The following is a 16,729-nucleotide window of genomic DNA, read 5'->3' as shown; positions in this document are numbered from 1 at the left end:
CAGCCCGCTGCCTGTGCAGAGCACATTGGCGCCGTCACTAAACGCAGTGCAGGCGGCCTGCGCTGCTGGGAGAAAGGCCATGCCCCCCCACGCCAGTGCGACGGCCTGCACACTACGCCGCAAGCGTGGCAGGCTGCGCTGCACGCCGGAGGCATTGCCTCTTCCTGACGAACCACTGCTGCGCGCAATCTCTGGAGCCGCCACCCAACTGGCCAAAGCCGCATTCCAGATCGTGCGGTAAGTGTGATTCATCTTTTGGCTCCTCCCGATACAGATTGGCAAAGCACTGCAGAAGGACTGCAGAGCTTTCTGACCTATGGATCGATGGCGGACCTGCTGTGGCTGGTAACCGTTCAACCGAACGGTCGGCTCACTTGGGGGAAATCACACGAAGAAACTGCAAGGACGATGGATGGGCAGGTCCACCTGCTGCTGTACTGCGTTGCAGCACAACTGGATGGCACGAAAACAATGACGTTGAGACAAAAGCATAGAGAGCAGAATCATTTTGTCTAGGCAACCTGGCCGGAAACTGCACCTGCTTTGGCGGCAATCGATGAACGGTATCGATGTGCTATGTGCCGGTGATTTCTGTGAAATGCCCAGCCGTGAATATGTTGCGGCGCACATGGATCAGAGCGGCAGGCGCACTGCTTCACAGGTATCGCCTCTGCATGCCGAACGCCCCATGCATCCACTGCGGAGTCGGTCGGTCAAGGTCGTCGCAGTTGCATGCGACATCACCGCAGCCCACAGATGGGATGAACGAATGAGATGCCCATACGGGATGACTGCAGCGAAGGAGCAGGAGCGGTCCATCGATTCAGGGCACGCTGGGCTGGGAGAAGCAAAAGACAGCCAAGACGGGAATCTCTTTGGTACGGTATGCCCTGCCATGCAGGCGCCAAGTGGCCGGACAGTGCCCCGGCGATTGCCTATAAGATGCAATTTACAAGTTGCATGAACCTACGCACCAGCGCATTGCGTTTGAGGCCCAACGGGCAGCAACCAGGGACGGTTCCCCCTTTTGATATTGCCAACCGGGACATATCAAAAATACCCCGTATCGGCACAACCGTTGCTCTGCATGGCGCTGCGATCACCCGGCCTGTGCCTGAGTACTTGGGGTGCCTGCCGGGGGCAACAGCGTGCACATACTCCAAATGAAAGGAAACTCATGACATCTCTGACCCGCCGCAACGGATTCAGCACATGGGGTTTGGCACTGGCCGTGCTGATGGGCAGCGGCACCATGGTGCAGGCTGCCGCACCGGCGGCAAAGTCGTCCGAGCCCGCCGTGGCCACGCTGGGCGCCATCCACATTTCTTCTGCCGAAGTCCAGCAGCTCTTGCGTGCCATGCCCGAGAGCGAGCGCGCCAAGGTCAAGAGCAACCGCGAAGGGTTGGAGAACTGGCTGCGCCAACGCCTGGCTGGCGAGGCGGTGTTGCGCGAGGCCCAGCAAAAGAAGTGGGCAGAACGCCCGGAGGTGCGGGCACGCATTGATGCCGCCGTCAAGGACGTGACAGCCCGTGTGGTGACCAGCAGCTACCTGGAGTCGATCGTGCAGCTGCCTGCGGGCTTCCCCAGCGATGCCGAGGTCAGCGCCGCCTACGAGCGTGCCAAGCCGCAGCTCAACATGGCGGCGACCTACCGGGTGGCGCAGATCTTTCTGCCCGTGACGCCCGATGCGGATGCCGCCGCCATTGCAGCCGTGCGCACCAGGGCCGCCGAACTGGCCGCTCAGGCGCGTACCGGTGACTTTGCGGCATTGGCCAAAGCCCACTCGCAAGACGCGGCCAGCGCGGCCCAGGGCGGCGAAGTTGGCAATCTGCCGCTGGCGCAGTTGTTGCCGGAGACCCGCGAAGTGGTGGCCACCATGCAGCCCAACCAGATCAGCGACCCTGTGCGCTCCACCGCCGGCTTCCATGTGCTCAAGCTGCTGGGCAGCCAGCCCGCGCGTCCGGCCACCCTGGAGGAAGCCAAGCCCATGCTGCAAGCGGCCTTGCGCGAACAGCGCCAGCAGGAACTCATCAACGCCCACCTCAGCAAGCTGGCGCCCTCTTCCAGCGTGAGCATCGACAAGGCTGCGCTGGATGCCGCGCTGCAAAAAGTCAACTGAACGCTTCTGCAACGCCACCATCCCCTTCACCGACAAGGAACCGACCGTGAGCACCAACGAATCCACCCCAGCGACCCCACTCCCCACCGGAGAACTGCTGTTCTCGATGAACGCCGACCAGGTGGCAGAGGCCATCAAGGCATCGGGCTGCGCGGTCACGGCCGTCAACGACAACGGCGTGGTGCGCCTGCACAGCGCCAGCCAAGGCATAGGCTTCCAGGTGATGTGGGGCAATGCGCTGCGCGAAGGCGAATATGTGGACCTGACCTTGAGCTGCCCGCTGCGGGTGCAAGGCGGCACCTTGCCCGAAGGGTTGCTGGGCGAGTGGCACCGCAGCAAGCGCTTTGTGCGCGCCTCTCAGCATGGCGACTTTGTGGTGCTGGAGATGGATGTCCTGGCCGCAGGCGGCATCACCCCACAGCATCTGGCCATGATGGTGCAGCTGTGGAGCCAGATGATGGGCCAGTTCTTCCAGCATGTGCGCACCTACGCCGCCCAGGCTGGTGCACAGCAAGCCGCCCCCAAGCCGCAGCAAGAGGCGACGGCGGAAGCGTGAGCCCGCGCCGCCCTGGTGGGCGGCATGACGCGCTCGGCGCACTGAGCGGGATGGGTTCATGCCCGCCATGGGTGGCCGATAGCGTCTGCCCGCCCTCTGCAGTGCCGACTGACACAGGCCTGTCCAAAGACGGTACGGCCGTGGCCCACATTGCACAGCACCCGCATGGCTGCACCAGAACTTGTCCCGGGCCAAACTCATTGACCTTTGGCGGTCAGCCGCAGCTGCCATGCGGCATCCGCTGGCAACGCTGCCCGCTATTGCGGCATCATGGGCAGATCAACTTATGGAGATAAGCCCATGCGCACTTCTGCCACCTTGATTGCCATTGCGATGTCCGCCCTGGCCTCCCAAGCCGTTCTGGCGCAACCCGCACCACCGGCATCACCGGTACATGCCACGTGCGAAAGCAAGCGGGCAGAGATTGCACGCGATATCGAACATGCCAAGGCCAAGGGCCAGTCCAGCCGTGTGCGCGGCCTGGAAAAAGCGCTGCGCGAAAACCAGGAGCATTGCAGCGACGCCAAACTTGCGCAGGAACATGCCGCCAAGATTGCCGCACAGGAGCGCAAGGTGCAAGAGCGCCAGCGCGAGCTGGACGAGGCACGGGAAAAGGGAAAACCCAGCAAGATCGCAGACCGTGAAGCCAAGCTGGCCAAGGAAAGGGCCGAACTGGAAAGGTTGCGCCAAGGGGCGCGCTGAGCGGGGGAGAACTTGCCTGACTGGCCTCTACGCGATGGGGCCATGCATGCAACAGAGCTTGGGTGGCGGCCCTGCTTGCGGATGCGGGCTGCTGGCCACAAATGACCAGCCAGCGTTCTTGCTCAACAGACTATTTGAGGCTGATAGAGGACAGTCGGCTTGGAGCGCCAGATGATCCACAAGCGCGAAGCAGTTCTTACTCTTCGTCGCCGTGAAACTCTTCGTAAAGGTCCGCCAAGGATTGGCCATTGAACGACCAATACAACTTTGAAGCCACACCCCGTCCAACGATTTCAGGCATGAGCTTGAGGGAGACGCGCTGCAATGAGGATTCTTCATCTTGGTAGATCACCGTGTGCGGCCCGGCAATCGTTGCGGTCGCGACGCCATCCCTGAACGTGATGACATCGCCAACCTTTAAGCCAATCGCCACATAGTCAATCTTTGGACGCATTTTTCGCTTGTCCTTGACTGCGGATTCAAGTGCTTCGGGGTCTGTCTTGGCCTCCGCCTGTGCCTCCACTTGTGCCGTCACGACCTTGCCCTGGTGCAGCAACTCCAGAATGGCCATGACCTGACTGGGCTTGGTTCTGAAGAATTCGCGCGAAGGATTGATGCGGTCGGGAGCAAACGCACGATGCAGCGCCTGCTCGACTTTTTTGGCATCCGGCACATTGCAGGCATAGACACAATCGAAGGGAAGCGGAACCGCGCTGCTGCTCCCCAGGGATGCGATGCGCTCGCCCGCATCCGAAGCCCGCGTCATACCGATCTTGACGATACCGGGCATGGCCGGATTCGTAAGCACGTAGACCGTCTGAAGTTCCTGCTGTAAGTGCGCGTCGTCCATTTTTTCTTTCGGAGTTGTCGAACGGATTGTCGCAGCGCAGAAGAGGGACCGACAGACGACCTCGCATGCTGCCTTTGAGCACCCTCAATTGCACAACGCTGCCCTCTCGTTCCTGCAGCCCTCTTCCAAGGACGTTGCTTTTTGCCACCATAGCCGCCCAGTGGCGGACCACACCATAGACCGGGGGCTTAACCTCCTTACAGGGCGCAACACAACGTCACCAGAATCAGCAAACGACAGCCGCGCGCCGGAGGGAATTGAGCATGAATATCGACCGTGGTTTTTTCGTTCTTGCGGTTCTGTACGGACTGCTCGCGGGTTGTGCGACCAGCCCTGCTCCCGATGGAATCGCTTCCAATCAGCCTGTCACATCGCACCCTGCACCGAGCCCGGCACCCAGCCCTGCGCCAGCCCCAGGACCGGTGGTTGTGCTTCCGCCTGCACCAGTCGATAAAACGGTCGAAGGGATCGATCCCACCCAGCCAAGAGGCAAGACCGTGACGCTTTGGTATGGAACGAACAGAAAGCCCACACAGCCCTTTCTGATGTCCAACCCCTTTGGGTCAGAGCGTGACACCAAGCTGAACTACGGCGTAGCGGAAGTGTTCATCCCAAAGAGCCACGAGAGTGGATCGCTTGGCAGCTATTCCCTCCTGAAGCGCAAAAAAGATGAGCCCATACGCTTCAGCTTCGCCCGGCCGCTGGACGATGCCAGCTATTGGAGCAGCCTCAAAACCACGCTGAAAAAGATCAACCCGAACCATCGGGTCGTATTGGTTTTCATCCATGGCTACAACAACAGCTTTATCGACGCAGCCCGGCGCACCGCGCAGATCTGGGCAGACCTCAACCTGAAAGGCATCCCGGCCTTCTACAGCTGGCCTTCCAGAGCGAAAACATTGGCCTATACAGCCGACGAGGCCACGGTCGACTACAGCGAAAAGTACCTGGCTGAATTTCTGCAGCGCCTGCGCCAGGAAGTCGGTCCGTCGCAGCCGATTCACCTGATTGCCCACAGCATGGGAAACCGGGCACTGCTGCGGGTGGCCATCCAGTTGCAGGATCAATTGCGTTTTGGCCAGATCATTCTGGCCGCACCGGATGTGGATGCTGACTTCTTTCACGACATGGCGAAGGTGTACGCGAAGATTTCGGAGCGCACCACACTGTACGTGTCGAAAACCGACAAGCCCGTGAATTTCTCCAAAAAGGTGCACGACAGGAGCCGGGTCGGTGCCCCCCCGGCATTCGCCAGGGTGGATGGCATTGATACCGTGGAGGTCGTGACAAAGACGGGGCTCATGGAGATGGGCCACAGCTACTTTGCCGAGCATGAAGAACTGCTCGGTGAGATCGGTCACCTCATCACACACAACCCGAACTCTGGTTATACCTATGTCGGGACCCGGTTGGACCGCCGTTCGGATTGCGCAAAAGAGCAAGTTGGCGCGACGCAAGAGAGCTGCTGGCGCATCGTCGTCAAGAAGTAGGAACCGAAGTAGGAACCGCTCACGCCCCTCCCCCCGTGGCCAGGGGCACATGCAGAATCTCGCGGCCAGAAGTGTTTACCACGCCAAGGTCTGCGGCAGACACACCGCGGGAGCGTGGGGAAGCGCCAGTGTGCGTGCCTCCTGCGCTCCCTTATCGCGCCCTGCCTCAGGCCGGCCGGCGCCCCCAGTTCATCACCGCCGTGCCTGCCACCGCCATGGCTCCCCCCACCAGCATGGAGGCATCAACGGATTCGCCCAGCAGCAGCGCGGAAATCACCACACCGATCACCGGCACCAGGGTGATGTAGCCGGAGGCTGCGCCGGCGCCCAGGGCTTTGACACCGTCGAAATACCAGGCATAGGCCAGGGCCGTGGCGCCCCAGGACAGGAACAGCAGCGCACCCCAGGCGGTGCCATTGCTGTGCACGGCGGCCTGCAGACCGGCCGGGCCTTCCACCACCAGACTGGCCACCAGCAGCAGCACCGCGCCGATGGTGCTGGTGACGGCGGTGGTGGTCAGCGCGTCCACCCCGGTCAGCATCACCCGGCCCAGCAGGGTGTAGGCCACCCAGCAGGCCACACAGCCCAGAATCAGCAGCTCCCCCAGGCCCACGCTGCCGTGCAGGATGTCCTGCGGCCGCCCGTGCGAGATGACCACCACTGCGCCCGCAGCCGCCAGCAGCATGCCCAGAGCAATGGTGCGGTTCAGCCGCTCCTTGAAGATCCAGACCGCCAGCAGCAAGGTGACCACCGGGTTGAGCGTGATCACCAGCGCCGCCTTGCCGGCCGGCAGGTACTGCAGACCCGACAGGAAAAAGGCGGCATAGCCGAACACGCCGGTGGCACCGGCGGCCACCATGCCCAGCCAGCGCTGCGCGCTCCATTGCCGCAACTGGGCAAAGCCGCCGGCGTAGTACATCCACGGCAGCAACACCAGGGCTGCCAGCACAAAGCGCAGGCAGGCACCCGCCAGCGGCGGCATATTCTGCGCAATCACCCGGCCCGCCGGCCATGAAGCCCCCCACAAGACCGCCATGCCCAACAGGCGCAGATGGGGACCGAATACCGCTTGCTTGTTCTCTCGCATACCACTTTGCATTTCCATGGCGCCGCACTATGCACCATGCAGACCGGGGTTGCAGGCCATGGGCCCATGGCCCGCGACCTGCCGGCAGGTGCATGCGGCAGGCCTGAGCACGGCTCTGTCTCGATGCCGGTCGGGTCGTGGCGCCCTCTCCGACTGTTGCCGTGTGCGTATGCGACCCACTGCCAGCGGGTCAGGAGGTCAGGAGGTCAGGAGGTCAGGAGGTCAGGAGGTCAGGAAAGCGTGCCGGTTTGCTGTGCCACCAGGCACTCCACCAGCGCACGCACCTTGGCCGGGCGAAAGCGCGCGGGCGGAAACACCGCGTGGATGCCGCCCTGGGGCAAGGTCCAACCGGGCAGCACCTGCACCAGACGGCCCGCGGCCACGTCGTCGGCGATGGCGTAGTCCGGCAGCACCGACAGGCCGGCGCCAGCCAGCACGGCGGCGCGGACGGCCAGCGTGGCATCCAGCCGCATGACGGGCTGCCACTGCACGGTGTGGGGCGCAGCCGATGGCGCGGCCTGCGCACTGGTGAACTGCCAGCGCCCCGGTTCGCGCAAGGCGGTGTTGGCCACAAAGGGCAGCGCAGCCAGGTCCTGCGGGCCGGTCAAACGGTCCAGCTGCGGCTGCCACCGGGGTGCGGCTACCAGCAGTTGACGAAAGCTGCCGATCTGCCGTGCCTGCAGCTGCAGATCGGTGAGCCAGCCGACGCGGATGGCCAGCTCCACATCACCGGCCATGAGGTCGTGGGTCTGGTCGCTGAAACTGGCATCCACCTGGCACTGCGGGTAGCGTGCGGCAAACGTGGCCAGGGCCGGCACCACCACGCTGATGCCGTAGTCAAACGGAGCGGTCAGCCGCAGGGGACCGGCAATCTCGACCGCCGAGTCGGCCAGTTCGCTGAAGGCGTTTTCTGCATCGGCCAGGATGGCGGCGCAGCGCTGGTAGAAGGCCTGGCCGGCGGCCGTGGGCTGTACCTTGCGGGTGCTGCGCACCAGCAGTGTGCTGTGGAATTCGCGCTCCAGCCGTGCCACCTGCTGGCTGACCACGGCCTTGGTGATGCCCAGGCGTTCGGCGGCGGCCGTGAAGGAGCCGGTTTCCACCACGGCCGCGAAGTAGGCCAGGCGCTTGAGGTGGTTCCAGCCACCGGGCATGGTTTGATTGTTTGCTTCGGACATACAAAGTGTTTGCTTCGTGTGTATTTTTCAATCAATGCAGTCTACCTACCATGCAGACATTGCACCACCCCGCATGGGTTGCAGACGCAGCACTCCCCGGCACACCCGCTGGCAAACCTTGCCCGCGCTGCCGCACCCATGCCCTACCACCGAGGAGTTGAAGATGAGCACACGCCGCCACTTTGTTCGCACTGCTGGCCTGGCCGGCATGGCCACCGCCTGGGCCGCCACCGGCGCAGCCGCCTGGGCCGCCGCACCCCGTGCATCCGGCGCACCGCTGCGCTGGCAGCACTTTCCGGCCAATGAACAGGGCTTTTCCCGGGCCCCGGTGCTGCTGACAGGCGCACGCGATGCCGTGCTGATCGATGGCGGCTTCACCCTGTCGGACGGGCGGGCGCTGGCCGATGCCATCCGCGCCACCGGCAAGCGGCTGACCACCATCTACATCAGCCAGAGCGATCCGGATTACTACTTCAGCCTGGCGCCCGTGCGTGCGGCATTTCCGCAGGCCAAGGTGCTGGCCGCCTCCGACACCTTGCGCGCCATCCGCGGCAATGTGGAGAAAAAGCTGGCCACCTGGGGCCCGCAGCTCAAGGACAACGGCCCGCAGAAGCTGGCCGATGTGGTGATGCCCGAAGTGTTTGACGGCCGGGCGCTGACCCTGGAAGGCCAGCGCCTCGAGATCGTGCCGGCCGAAGGCCTGCCCAACCGCCGCTATCTGTGGGTGCCGTCGCTGCAGGCCATTTTCGGCGGGGTGATGGTGTTCTCCGGTCTGCATGTGTGGACGGCCGACACCCCGACACCGGGCGCCCGCAGCGCCTGGGCCCACACGCTGGACCGCATGCTGGAACGCCAGCCTGCCGTGGTGGTGCCGGGCCACATGGCCGCCGGCGCACCGCTGGGCGCCGCAGCGCTGGCCTACACCCGCGACTATCTGCGCCACTTCGAGCGCGAAGCCGCCAAGGCCGCCGACAGCAAGGCCCTGATTGCCGCCATGACGCAGCTGTACCCGCAGGCGGGTTCACCCATGTCCCTGGAACTGGGGGCCAAGGTGGCCAAGGGCGAAATGCAGTGGGGGTGATGCAGAGCGGGTTGATGCAGACCGAAACGCGGCCGTCGCAGCGGCCATGACGGCAAGGACAGCGCGACTTGCTGCGAAAGCTGCGGCAGCGCCGCCGAGGTTCAGCCGTTCAGCCCGCCGCTGCGCGCCCGGTCATGCAACCGGCACGGGTGGGTGCGCAGCGGCGCGCGGCGCCCGCCGAGTTCCGCTGCTCAGGCCTCCCGACCGACCACCAGACCGCCTTCAGGCAGCGGCAGCGCCGTCTTGTAGCGCACCTGCTTGAGGGCAAAGCTGGAGCGGATATTGGCCACACCTGGCGTGGTGGTCAGGTTGAGGATGAAGACCTCCAGCGCCTTGATGTCCGGTACCAGGACGCGCAGCAGGTAGTCGGCGTCGCCCGTCATCAGATAGCACTCCATCACCTCGGGGCGCTCGGCGATGGTGGCTTCAAAGTGCTGGAGTGCTCCCTGCACCTGGCGCTCCAGCGTGACGTGGATGAACACGTTCAGGTGCAGGCCCAGCAGGTCCGGGTCCAGCAGGGTGACTTGCTGGCGGATCAGGCCCATCTCTTCCATGGCCTTGACCCGGTTGTAGCAGGGCGTGGGCGACAGGTGCACGGCCTTGGCCAGCTCGGCGTTCGTAGTGCGCGCATCGGCCTGCAGCGCGTTGAGGATGCCGATGTCGATGCGGTCCAGCTTCTTCATGGGATAAAAATTCTCAGGTTCCGGCAAAGACCAGAATTATTCACCTGCTTGCACCACATTCTGCAGTGAATGCAGAAACAAAATCTGGGCCTACGTGCGCAGAATTCCGGGTTTTCCCGTGGTGCGTGGTGCACCGCGTTCCCCTCCCGCCCTGCGGCGCTGCTGCGGCGCACCACGACAGGGGAAACCGTCGTACCACGCACACCGGACCCCGGTTTTCCGCTTCCGTCTTTTGCGTCCGCTGCATGTCGTCCCGCCCCTCTGGTCTTGCTTCCGGCACCCCGTCTGCCACGCTTTCCGCCGCCTCCCACCTGCCTGCCGCGCGGCACTTCGCGCTGCCCACCGCCTGGAAAAGCCATGCCGGCCTGCTCACGCTGCTGGCGGCGATCGCCATCTGGGGTTGCAACTGGCCGGTGATGAAGGCGGGGCTGAACCATGTAACGCCCATCTGGTTCTCGGCGCTGCGCTTTGCCACCGGCGGGCTGTGCCTGTTCGCCATCCAGATTGCCGGCGGCACCCTCAAGCTGCCCACCCGGCGCGACTGGCCGCTGCTGGCCAGCATCGGACTGCTGCAGATGATGGCGTTCACCGTGCTGGGCGCCATCGCCATGACGCAGGTGCCTGCAGGTCGTTCGGCCGTGCTGGCCTACACCACACCGCTGTGGGTCACACCGATTGCCGTGCTGGTGTTCGGCGAGCGCCTGTCGCGCCTGCAGACCACCGGCCTGCTGCTGGGCCTGCTGGGCCTGGTGGTGCTGTTCAACCCGCTGGCCATGGACTGGAGCGACAGCGCCGGCGTGCAGGCCAATCTGATGCTGATGGGCGCCTCCTTCCTGTGGGGCATGACCATCCTGCACCTGCGCTACTACAAGGGCGACTCCAGCGCCTACCAGCTGGCCCCCTGGCAGATGCTGCTGGCCACGGTGCCGCTGCTGGTACTGGCCTATGCGGTGGAAGGCCCGTTCACCGGCGACGGCAGCTGGGCGTTGTGGGAAATCGTGCTGTATGTGGGCCCGGTGGCCACGGCTTTCTGCTTTTGCGCGGTGAACGCGGCCAGCATGCATTTGTCGGCCACGCGCATGTCCACCGCCATGCTGGGCGTGCCGCTGATCGGGCTGCTGGCGTCCACCTGGTTTCTGGGCGAAAGCCTGAGCCTGTCGCTGGTGCTGGGCGGTCTGGGGATTGTGGGCGGCATCGCCGTGGTCAGCCTGGGCGCACGCCGCGCGGTGGCACCGGTCGGCACACCCGCAGGCAAGGCCACACTACGCTAAGCCGAAGGGGGCAGTGGCCGCAGAACCGTGGTGCCCCTCTTCTCCTCACTCATCTTCGCCCCTTAAGCCTGGCTCTCGCCAGGCACCCCGGCGCCCAGGCGCCCCAGCAGGCTGCCGGCAGCAAAGCGTGCCCGCGCGCAGCGCAGCTGGGCGGCAGCCTGCTCCAGCTGCAGCTGGCCCACCCAGGAACGGGCGGGGTCGTCCAGGCTGATGCTGTGCAGCCCGCAGGCCATGTGCACCACCCAGCCCGGTGCGGGGCCGGCGCTGCGGTCCTGGCTTTGTGTGTGCAGCAGGGGGCGGCCCATGGCCTGCACCACCCCGCCCAGTGACACGCGCTGCGCCCATCCGTCGGCATTCACCCGGCATGACAGCAGCTGCAGCTGCAACGCCCCCTCCACACCGCTGCGTCGGCGCTCCGGCAGCACAAAGGCGGCCACCCCGGTTCTGGCCGTCTGGTCGTTGATGGCCCGGCACAGCTGGGCCAGCCGCTCGCCCCCTGATGCGGCGGCAGGCAAGGTGCCCAGCGCCACCGGTGGCTGGTCGCCCACGGCCAGGGTCAGCCCCGCCGCAGCGGGCAAGGGTGCCGCCACAGCGGCATCCAGCCCCCAGGACTGCACGGCATAGCGCAGGGCCGACAGGCTCTGCGCCCGCAGATTGGGCAGGCAGGCCAGCGCGACGCCGCCCGCCTGCCCGGCCAGGGTGTCCAGCAGCCCCTCCTGGCGGTGCAGGGCGCCGTCGAGCAGGCTGTGCCCGGCCACCACCGTGGTGCGGGCAATGCGGTCGATGTCCGCCACGCGCAGATTGATCTCCTGCTGGGCCCGGGCACGCGCGGGCCCGGCCACATCGCTGTTGCTGGCCTCCACGGCCAGCGCATGCATGCGGGCCAGGTGGGCCTGGACCCGGGCCATGGACTGCTCGGCCGTGTGGACCAGCACGCGGGCGTCCTGGCTGCGGTACACCGCTGCCATGAAGCCGTGCAGCGGCAGGCGCCGGTGGTGGGGGGCGTCCGCCCCCGGCCCGCTGGCTGCTGGCGGCAGTACAAAGCGGCCTGCGGGCGCAGGCGGGTTGATGGACATTGGCACGCTCCTGAAGACAAAAAACCGGTCGCTGCGGACAACCGCCGGAGGTGGTGCAGTGCAACCCCCATGGCGCCGGACGGGACGCATCGCGCCCTTGGTCTCGACTTGGAACCATCATGCCGCGCGCGGCCTGCCCGGCCCCTGCCTCCAATCCGGCCCACCGGGAGCAGTGGCCTGCTCTGCGACCGGCGGGCACAAGGCCACCGGCCACACCAGGTCCTGCGCCGCAGGGCAAACCCCGCAAGACCCGTAAGCCGCCCCACCAGGCCGGCACATCCCCCGCCCGCCTGTCCATGCGTGCCCCGCGCAATGTCCAGTGGCCGTCCACGGGCATTGCCTGTGTCTGGCCACCGGATTTGTCGTACATACGTACGATACGCCTTTTCGTACAAGCGTACGAACATGCGAATTATTGACAATGGAAAGTGGATCCCATGGCTGAAACGGCTGCGGCGCTGCCCCCGGTGCGCCGACTGAGCGGCGCCCTGTATGGCGTCTTTGTACTGATTGGCATTGCCACCTCGACTTGGGTCACACGCACCCCGGCGCTGCGCGATGCCCTGGGCGCCAGCACCGAGCAGATGGGACTGGTGCTGTTCGGCTTTTCCGTGGGCTCGATGCTGGGCATCCTCAGCGCCAACGCCGTCACGGCGCGGCTGCAGGCACGACGCACCATTCTGCTCGGCACCTGCCTGGTGCTGGGCGGCCTGGCGCTGATGGCGGCGGGCTCCGCCCTGGCCAGCCTGTGGTGTGCGTTTGCCGGCTTTCTGTGTTTTGGCCTGGGCATCGGCTGGTCGGACATTGCGATGAACGTGGAATGCGCGGCGCTGGAACGCCTGTACCAGCGCACGCTGATGACCACCTTGCACGGTTGCTTCAGCCTGGGCACGCTGCTGGGCGCGGCCCTGGGCATGCTGATGGCCTATCTGCAGGCCCCGCTGCTGCTGCACTGGCTGGGCGTGGCGGCACTGGCCCTGCTGGGCGTACTGCCGCTGGTGCGGCACATCCACAACCACAGCGCGGCACCCGCGCCTGGCGAGGCCGATCGCAGGCCCGAGCCCGAGCCAGCCTCCGGCCCGGTACTGGGCGCGCTGCGCGAGCGGCGCGTGCTGCTGATCGGCCTGTTTATTCTGGGCATGGCACTGGCCGAAGGCGCGGCCAACGACTGGCTGCCGCTGCTGATGGTGGACGGCCATGGCTTTGCCGAAGCCCAGGGCACGGTGATCTACCTGCTGTTCACGCTGGGCATGGTGGTGGGGCGTTTTTCCGGCCACCGCCTGCTGCAGCACTTTGCCCGCTTGCGCCTGATGCAGGCCAGCGCACTGGCCGCCGCCCTGGGTGTGGCGCTGGCCATTTTTTCCCCGCTGCCCTGGCTGGGCGCGGTATCGGTGCTGTTCTGGGGTCTGGGTGCGGCACTGGGCTTTCCGCTGGCCTTGTCGGCCGCGGGCGAAGGCCCTGCCGCCGACAGCGCGCGCCGCGTGGGCGCCGTGGCCAGCCTGGGCTATGTGGCGTTTCTGGTCGGCCCGCCGATGCTGGGCTTTCTGGGGGAACACTGGGGCCTGCGCCTGGGCATGCTGCCGGTGCTGGCCATGGCGCTGGTGGCTGCCGTGCTGGCCATGGTGCTGCAGGCCTGGGCGGAGCGCCGCACGGCCACCGGAGGGGTCGTGCAGCAGACGGCGTAACCCGCTGGCAGCATGGGCTCGTGGGCAACGTGAGGCCGCGTGACAGGGCATGGCTGGCGTGATTGGCGCGCGCCAGGGTGTCCATCCCTCCCGGCTGGGGCAACTGCAGGCAGCCCCAGCGAGGTGCCGTGCAACGGTCAGCGCTACGGGGAGCTGCTGCCGGGGTCTGCAGCGCCGGTACCCGCTCCGTCTTCTGCGCCTGTGGTCTGCCCCCCGCAATAGCCCGGCAATGCCATGGTGGTGATGTGGGCCTGGATCAATGCGCGCGGCAAGGGCTGGGCGCCCAGCACGTTGTGGATGGTCATGCCTTCGATGCAGGCATCCAGCAGCCGGGCCGTTTCAGCCTGGAACTGCAACCGCAGTGCGGACTGGCTCTGCGCCATCCAGCGGTGCATCACGGCGCGGTAGTCGGCGCTGCGCGCTGCCATGGCATAGAGCTCGAACGACAGCAGCAGGTGCGCCGTGGTGGGCCAGACCTCGCCGCAGATCAGGTCCACCACGGCCTCGCAGGCTTCAGGGGCGTTGCGTGCCGCCCGCATACGGGTGTGGAAACCGTCGCTGATGTGGTCGGTGAACTGGCGGAAGGCGGCCAGCAGCAGATCGTCGATGGTGGGGAAATGGTAGGTCAGCGTGCCCGGCGACAGCTGGGCCTGCGCCGCGATGCGGCGGTAGGTGGCGCCCTGCACGCCCCACTCGGCAATCACGTGGTAGGCGGCGTCAATGGCTTGCTGGCGGGTGTCGGTGGCGGGCATGCGGGGCGTTGCGCGGCAGGCCGCGGCGGGGAAACAGGTGGGGCCATGGTACTGCAGCACCCGAAGACCGCCACCGCTGGCGCGGATTGCGGCCGACGCTATGGTTTTGTGGGCATGTGCCCGACCGTTATCCAGGCATGCGGCCTGGTGTTCAGAACACCCCCAGCGCCAGCCCGGTGGCCAGCGCTTCGCCCAGTACGCGGCAGGCGGCCAGATCGTCTGCCGCGATCTGCTTGGGCGCCAGAATGGCTTCCGGCGTCTGCGCATGGGTGCAGACAATGAGCGGTTCGGCCACGGCTTTGAGCCGCCAGCCGGTGGCGATGCGCGCCATCTGCCGCGCGGCATTGCTGCCGTCACTGCCGGCGCAGACCAGGCTGGCATAGGGCCGGCCCTGGATGCGGTCCAGCACCCCGTAATAGCTGCGGTCGAAAAAATCCTTCATCAGCCCGCTGATGGCGGCCAGGTTTTCGGGCGTGGCAAACAGGTAGCCGTCCGCATCCAGCAGATCCTGCGGGCCGGCGGCGGTGGCGTGCAGCAGGCGCACCACCACCTCGCCACCGTCCTGGGCACCGTCGCGCGCGGCCTCCACCATCTGGAGGGTGCCACCGGTGAGCGAGTGGTAGACGATGAGCAGGGTCTTGGGCGTGGACATGGCTGCCAGCATACGCCGTCGCGGGCGCAACGGCGGTGCGAGGCGGCCTACATTCAGTGCGCAATCCGGTGCACGCCAGACAAGGAAGCGGGTGCGTGGCGGGGGGGCCGGCGCCGTGACAGGCAACGCGCGCACCTTTACGGGGCTGCAGCACGCTGCCCGGCGGTGCGCAAACCCGCAGCCCGCACGGCATGCGGCCCTGCATCCGGTGCGTCGATCCCGTGCCGCCCCCTTGACCATCCACATCCCCTCCCATATGCCCACCTGCTTTGCGGTGCGCCATGGCAGGGGGCCGTGCACTGCACCAAGATGGCACTGCGCAAGGTGGCACGTGGTTTGCATAGAGGCAGGCATCACAACCAACTGAGGGACTTGCCCCATGAAACTGACCCGACTGTCCGCCTGCCTGGCTGCAGCCTGCCTGTGCTCCACCGCCTTCGCACAATCGTCTGTGCAACTGACCGGCCTGGTCGATATGTACGCCGGCTCCATGCAACTGGCAGGTGCCGACCGCGTGAGCCAGGTCGGCTCCGGCGGCCTGTCCACCTCCTGGTGGGGCATGAATGGCACGGAAGATCTGGGCAATGGCCTGAAGGCCGGCTTCATGCTGGGCGCCTTCTTCCGCGGCGACACCGGTTCTCCCGGCCGATACGACCTGGCCTTTGGCGAGTCCTTCTTTGCCCGCGACGCCAATGTGTCGCTGAGCGGCAGCTTCGGTGCCGTGAAGCTGGGCCGTTCCTCGGCCCCCAACTTCCTGCCCAGCGTGTTCACCAACCCGTTCGGTGACTCGTTCACCCTCTCGCCGCTGATCCTGCACGGCAATATGTGGACGGGCTATACCGACGCTGCCCTCAAGACCTACAACACCACCGCTTCCGACACCGGCTGGAGCAACCAGATCGTCTACTCCTCGCCCAGCTTCGGCGGCCTGAGCTTCAATCTGCAGTACCAGTTTGGTGAAGTGGCCACGGCCAACAGCAAGAAGAACGTGGGTGCCAACGCCACCTACCGCAACGACGGCCTGATGCTGACCGGCTTCTACGAACGCGCCCAGGTGAAGAATCCCACTGGCGCCCTGCTCTACACCGATGGCGGTGCCAAAGCCAACTGGATGCTGGGTGGCTCCTATGACTTCAAGGTCGTGAAGGTCTACGGTACCTACGGTCAGTCCGAAACCAAGGACAACACCAGCTACGAAGGCAAGACCGCCACCTTGGGCCTGGATGTGCCTGTGACCAAGGCCGGCACCTTCAAGGCCGCCATTGCCCAGACCAAGATCGAAGCGCGCAACGCCACCACCGGCGTGCTGGTCTTCGACGGCAAGCGCACCACCACCACGCTGGGCTACGACCACTTCCTGTCCAAGCGCACCGACCTGTACGCTGCGCTGATGCACGACAAGCTGACCGGCTCCGATTCCGGCACCAGCTTCGCCGTGGGCATGCGCCACCGCTTCTGAGCCTGTGAAGCCTGGCCTGGTGCTGCACCGCAGCGCCTGGCCCTTGCCTCTACCGCCGCCCTGCCCTGCAGGGCGGTGTGCTTTGGGGACC

15 protein-coding genes and 1 pseudogene are annotated in these 16,729 nt (G+C 65.7%); 8 read left to right on the top strand and 8 right to left on the bottom strand.

Going from position 1 to position 16,729, the window contains the following annotated elements; genetic code table 11:
- Nucleotides 1-120 precede the first annotated feature (120 nt).
- Nucleotides 121-252 (bottom strand): annotated as a pseudogene (locus KW830_RS21500) (ESPR domain-containing protein); the annotation flags it as partial.
- 925 nt (nt 253-1,177) lie between these two features.
- On the opposite strand from KW830_RS21500, the gene KW830_RS00910 reads away from it, so the two are divergent.
- The 3 genes from KW830_RS00910 (at nt 1,178) to KW830_RS00900 (ending at nt 3,377) form a co-directional block, all read left to right on the top strand.
- The gene (locus KW830_RS00910; protein WP_255578021.1) at nt 1,178-2,119 is read left to right on the top strand and encodes a peptidylprolyl isomerase; all 942 of its coding nucleotides are present in this window, start codon (nt 1,178-1,180) and stop codon (nt 2,117-2,119) included.
- Between the two features lie 46 nt (nt 2,120-2,165).
- Entirely contained in the window at nt 2,166-2,675 is a 510-nt protein-coding gene (locus tag KW830_RS00905; protein WP_370626066.1) for a YbjN domain-containing protein, read from the top strand.
- A gap of 300 nt (nt 2,676-2,975) precedes the next feature.
- Nucleotides 2,976-3,377, top strand: a complete 402-nt coding sequence (locus KW830_RS00900; RefSeq protein ID WP_218331612.1) for a DUF1090 domain-containing protein — start codon at nt 2,976-2,978, stop codon at nt 3,375-3,377.
- 196 nt (nt 3,378-3,573) lie between these two features.
- Here the strand turns inward: KW830_RS00900 and KW830_RS00895 are convergent, their stop codons facing one another.
- Nucleotides 3,574-4,227, bottom strand: coding sequence for a GIY-YIG nuclease family protein (locus KW830_RS00895; RefSeq protein ID WP_218331611.1), 654 nt, complete (start codon nt 4,225-4,227; stop codon nt 3,574-3,576).
- Nucleotides 4,228-4,490: 263 nt separating this feature from the next.
- Here KW830_RS00895 and KW830_RS00890 point away from each other — a divergent pair, with 263 nt between their 5' ends.
- The gene (locus KW830_RS00890; RefSeq protein ID WP_218331610.1) at nt 4,491-5,717 is read left to right on the top strand and encodes an alpha/beta hydrolase; all 1,227 of its coding nucleotides are present in this window, start codon (nt 4,491-4,493) and stop codon (nt 5,715-5,717) included.
- Nucleotides 5,718-5,883: 166 nt separating this feature from the next.
- Here the strand turns inward: KW830_RS00890 and KW830_RS00885 are convergent, their stop codons facing one another.
- On the bottom strand, nt 5,884-6,804 hold the full coding sequence (locus KW830_RS00885; protein WP_218331609.1) for a DMT family transporter: 921 nt from the start codon (nt 6,802-6,804) through the stop codon (nt 5,884-5,886).
- 230 nt (nt 6,805-7,034) lie between these two features.
- Nucleotides 7,035-7,979 (bottom strand): LysR family transcriptional regulator, encoded by a 945-nt coding sequence (locus tag KW830_RS00880; protein WP_218331608.1) that lies wholly within the window; start codon nt 7,977-7,979, stop codon nt 7,035-7,037.
- Between the two features lie 163 nt (nt 7,980-8,142).
- Between KW830_RS00880 and KW830_RS00875 the strand changes: the two genes are divergently transcribed.
- Nucleotides 8,143-9,060: an MBL fold metallo-hydrolase gene (locus KW830_RS00875; protein WP_218331607.1), complete on the top strand. Its 918-nt coding sequence runs from the start codon at nt 8,143-8,145 to the stop codon at nt 9,058-9,060.
- A 191-nt stretch (nt 9,061-9,251) separates the two neighbouring features.
- Here the strand turns inward: KW830_RS00875 and KW830_RS00870 are convergent, their stop codons facing one another.
- The gene (locus KW830_RS00870; RefSeq protein WP_066533551.1) at nt 9,252-9,743 is read right to left on the bottom strand and encodes an Lrp/AsnC family transcriptional regulator; all 492 of its coding nucleotides are present in this window, start codon (nt 9,741-9,743) and stop codon (nt 9,252-9,254) included.
- Between the two features lie 245 nt (nt 9,744-9,988).
- On the opposite strand from KW830_RS00870, the gene KW830_RS00865 reads away from it, so the two are divergent.
- Entirely contained in the window at nt 9,989-11,014 is a 1,026-nt protein-coding gene (locus tag KW830_RS00865) for a DMT family transporter (protein WP_218331606.1), read from the top strand.
- 62 nt (nt 11,015-11,076) lie between these two features.
- Here KW830_RS00865 and KW830_RS00860 read toward each other — a convergent pair whose 3' ends face one another.
- Nucleotides 11,077-12,090 carry a hypothetical protein gene (locus KW830_RS00860; protein WP_066533555.1) on the bottom strand — a complete coding sequence of 338 codons (1,014 nt, stop codon included), beginning with the start codon at nt 12,088-12,090 and terminating at the stop codon, nt 11,077-11,079.
- A gap of 437 nt (nt 12,091-12,527) precedes the next feature.
- On the opposite strand from KW830_RS00860, the gene KW830_RS00855 reads away from it, so the two are divergent.
- The gene (locus tag KW830_RS00855; RefSeq protein ID WP_218331603.1) at nt 12,528-13,775 is read left to right on the top strand and encodes an MFS transporter; all 1,248 of its coding nucleotides are present in this window, start codon (nt 12,528-12,530) and stop codon (nt 13,773-13,775) included.
- A 143-nt stretch (nt 13,776-13,918) separates the two neighbouring features.
- Here the strand turns inward: KW830_RS00855 and KW830_RS00850 are convergent, their stop codons facing one another.
- On the bottom strand, nt 13,919-14,527 hold the full coding sequence (locus KW830_RS00850) for a TetR/AcrR family transcriptional regulator (protein WP_218331601.1): 609 nt from the start codon (nt 14,525-14,527) through the stop codon (nt 13,919-13,921).
- Nucleotides 14,528-14,678: 151 nt separating this feature from the next.
- Nucleotides 14,679-15,179 carry a flavodoxin family protein gene (locus KW830_RS00845; RefSeq protein WP_218331599.1) on the bottom strand — a complete coding sequence of 167 codons (501 nt, stop codon included), beginning with the start codon at nt 15,177-15,179 and terminating at the stop codon, nt 14,679-14,681.
- A 379-nt stretch (nt 15,180-15,558) separates the two neighbouring features.
- Here KW830_RS00845 and KW830_RS00840 point away from each other — a divergent pair, with 379 nt between their 5' ends.
- Nucleotides 15,559-16,638: a porin gene (locus KW830_RS00840; protein ID WP_218331597.1), complete on the top strand. Its 1,080-nt coding sequence runs from the start codon at nt 15,559-15,561 to the stop codon at nt 16,636-16,638.
- The last annotated feature ends 91 nt before the right edge of the window (nt 16,639-16,729 follow it).

It is taken from the genome of Comamonas sp. CMM03, from assembly GCF_019218715.1.
GTDB classification, from domain to species: Bacteria; Pseudomonadota; Gammaproteobacteria; order Burkholderiales; family Burkholderiaceae_C; genus Comamonas; species Comamonas terrigena.
Note: the sequence above shows the minus strand (reverse complement) of the source record. Positions and strands in the feature narration are given on the sequence as shown.

What these genes read in the sequence shown, in the direction of transcription:
- KW830_RS00880 (WP_218331608.1), bottom strand. Translation starts at nt 7,979, where the DNA reads ATGTCCGAAGCAAACAATCAAACCATGCCCGGTGGCTGGAACCACCTC.
- KW830_RS00875 (WP_218331607.1), top strand. Translation starts at nt 8,143, where the DNA reads ATGAGCACACGCCGCCACTTTGTTCGCACTGCTGGCCTGGCCGGCATG.
- KW830_RS00870 (WP_066533551.1), bottom strand. Translation starts at nt 9,743, where the DNA reads ATGAAGAAGCTGGACCGCATCGACATCGGCATCCTCAACGCGCTGCAG.
- KW830_RS00900 (WP_218331612.1), top strand. Translation starts at nt 2,976, where the DNA reads ATGCGCACTTCTGCCACCTTGATTGCCATTGCGATGTCCGCCCTGGCC.
- KW830_RS00845 (WP_218331599.1), bottom strand. Translation starts at nt 15,179, where the DNA reads ATGTCCACGCCCAAGACCCTGCTCATCGTCTACCACTCGCTCACCGGT.
- KW830_RS00855 (WP_218331603.1), top strand. Translation starts at nt 12,528, where the DNA reads ATGGCTGAAACGGCTGCGGCGCTGCCCCCGGTGCGCCGACTGAGCGGC.
- KW830_RS00860 (WP_066533555.1), bottom strand. Translation starts at nt 12,090, where the DNA reads ATGTCCATCAACCCGCCTGCGCCCGCAGGCCGCTTTGTACTGCCGCCA.
- KW830_RS00895 (WP_218331611.1), bottom strand. Translation starts at nt 4,227, where the DNA reads ATGGACGACGCGCACTTACAGCAGGAACTTCAGACGGTCTACGTGCTT.
- KW830_RS00850 (WP_218331601.1), bottom strand. Translation starts at nt 14,527, where the DNA reads ATGCCCGCCACCGACACCCGCCAGCAAGCCATTGACGCCGCCTACCAC.
- KW830_RS00910 (WP_255578021.1), top strand. Translation starts at nt 1,178, where the DNA reads ATGACATCTCTGACCCGCCGCAACGGATTCAGCACATGGGGTTTGGCA.
- KW830_RS00885 (WP_218331609.1), bottom strand. Translation starts at nt 6,804, where the DNA reads ATGCGAGAGAACAAGCAAGCGGTATTCGGTCCCCATCTGCGCCTGTTG.
- KW830_RS00865 (WP_218331606.1), top strand. Translation starts at nt 9,989, where the DNA reads ATGTCGTCCCGCCCCTCTGGTCTTGCTTCCGGCACCCCGTCTGCCACG.
- KW830_RS00840 (WP_218331597.1), top strand. Translation starts at nt 15,559, where the DNA reads ATGAAACTGACCCGACTGTCCGCCTGCCTGGCTGCAGCCTGCCTGTGC.
- KW830_RS00890 (WP_218331610.1), top strand. Translation starts at nt 4,491, where the DNA reads ATGAATATCGACCGTGGTTTTTTCGTTCTTGCGGTTCTGTACGGACTG.